Here is a 1,765-nt window from a genome sequence, read left to right as displayed (position 1 = left end):
CTTCGCGCCTCCCTCTGGCGCCCGCAGCTGAACGCCGCTATCGTAACGTTGGACAGATTCGAGGAGGTGCCATGGAGGACTTCACATGTGCGTTCTGCGAAAAGAAACGCACCGCCGTCCGGAAACTTGTCTCTGGGCCGATGGTATTCATCTGTGACTCGTGCGCTGCGGAACGTTTTCAAATCGCGGTGGACGCCGGGCTTGATCCGGTGCGGATTCACGAGACGCGAAACACCAGCGCGAAGGCAGGTGCTAAGTCCTCCGCACCGCCGCGCGGCTCCAAGTGCAGCTTCTGCGGACGATCCGATTCGGAGTCCGAGATGATGTTTGATGGCCGAACTCGTCACCACATCTGTGCTGGTTGCATCGGCCTATGCAACGAGATTTGTTCTGAGGAGATCGCGACCGACTGGAGGAGCACGGTGAAACCGTAGCGCTTCTGGGGGAACTGGCTACCATGGCGTTGCAGCTGACGATCGCCCTTCCTCTCTGCGGTCGGGGGGCGCTCGCACCTGAACCCCAAGACGTTAGCCGGACACACGAGAAGCGATGCGTGCTGGGTTGTCGTGCTCGCCTCGGTGATGGCTTGTGCCTCGGCGCAGGCTCCGTTGCAGCACGGCCTCTGTGCGTCGGGGCTCGAGTTGGACCTCGCGGTCGAGCCGCAGCCCGAGTGGTATCCGGGGATGGGGCCTCTTGTCGTACCGACGGTGGCTCGTCTGCCGGTGCGGACCTGGTGGTGCATGTAGGCCGCAAGCGCGGCCTCGCCGTGTTCAACAGCCCGAGTGACGTGCCCGGGTGGCGCGGGTAGCTGCGGCGCGCCGAGGGATGATGACGAGGGCACGGTGAGCTGGCTGAAGCGCGCTTCCCTGGCAACGACTTGGCTGCTCGTCTGGAGCGCCCCGGGGAAAGTCGGTGCGACCTCGCGACCGGCCATTGGCGGACAGTTGAACGTCGGGGGCGGCGCCGGTAGTCCTCCCGGGCGTGCCCGGGGCGCACTCCTCGAAGTCGCACCCCGTCTCGAAATGGTGTGGGGTGGGGACGTCGGGGCAGGGCCGACCATCGAATTTCGAACCTCCAACTTCGCTTCGGCCGAGCTGACAGGTGGGCTGGGCGGTGTACTGTCCGATGGTGATGTTGGGGCACTCGCCACCCTCGCCGGCGGCTATGCTTGGAGGAGGGCGGATGAGGCCGGAGCCGTTGTGGCCGCGACGATAGGTTATGGCGTCGTGCACGTTCGCGCCCCCTGGCTTGCCAGCACGGCGTTCTATCTGTCACTCCGCCATTCTGCGACAGGGCCATCTCGCGACGAGATCACTGTTGGTGTTTCGTTCGGGGGCGGTGTCCTCAACGCGCTCGGGAGAATCGGCCGTGACCCCGGCTAACCCAGGGTGAGCCAGGATGACCCCCGCGGTGGAGCGCGCGTTTGGGGCCGAGACGCTCGGGCGCCTGCGACGACGGGCGGAGCAGGCGTCGGCCGCCGGGCAGGATACGTTCGCGGTACCCGAGGCGGCACCGGTGCTCGAGCGGGTGGCGCTGCTGTCGCCACCGGGGCCGCTGCGGACCGAGGCACAAGCATGGCCGGGGGCGGGTGCGGGCTACCACCGGCTCGTGCGGTTGGCGGCCCGGGCGGTGGCGGCGTTCAGCGGGCCCGGGCCTCCGGGGGAGGCCGTGTACGGGCCGAAGGCGTCGGGCGAGCTGGAGCCGATGCTGCGGCTGTGGCCGTGGGTGCTGGCGATGCCCACCACGATCGCGTTGACCCCGCTCG

At 67.6% G+C, this 1,765-nt stretch carries 2 protein-coding genes; both read left to right on the top strand.

Features of this window, described 5'->3' with window-relative positions; translation table 11 throughout:
* On the top strand, positions 1-434 hold a 434-nt coding region (locus tag ACJ8AT_RS33340; protein WP_407741999.1), incomplete at its 5' end, for a ClpX C4-type zinc finger protein.
* A 976-nt stretch (positions 435-1,410) separates the two neighbouring features.
* Positions 1,411-1,765: hypothetical protein (locus tag ACJ8AT_RS33335; RefSeq protein WP_407741998.1), on the top strand; the 355-nt coding region annotated here is incomplete at its 3' end.

Source organism: Hyalangium sp. (assembly GCF_045802625.1).
Taxonomy (GTDB): Bacteria; Myxococcota; Myxococcia; order Myxococcales; family Myxococcaceae; genus Hyalangium.
Note: the sequence above shows the minus strand (reverse complement) of the source record. Positions and strands in the feature narration are given on the sequence as shown.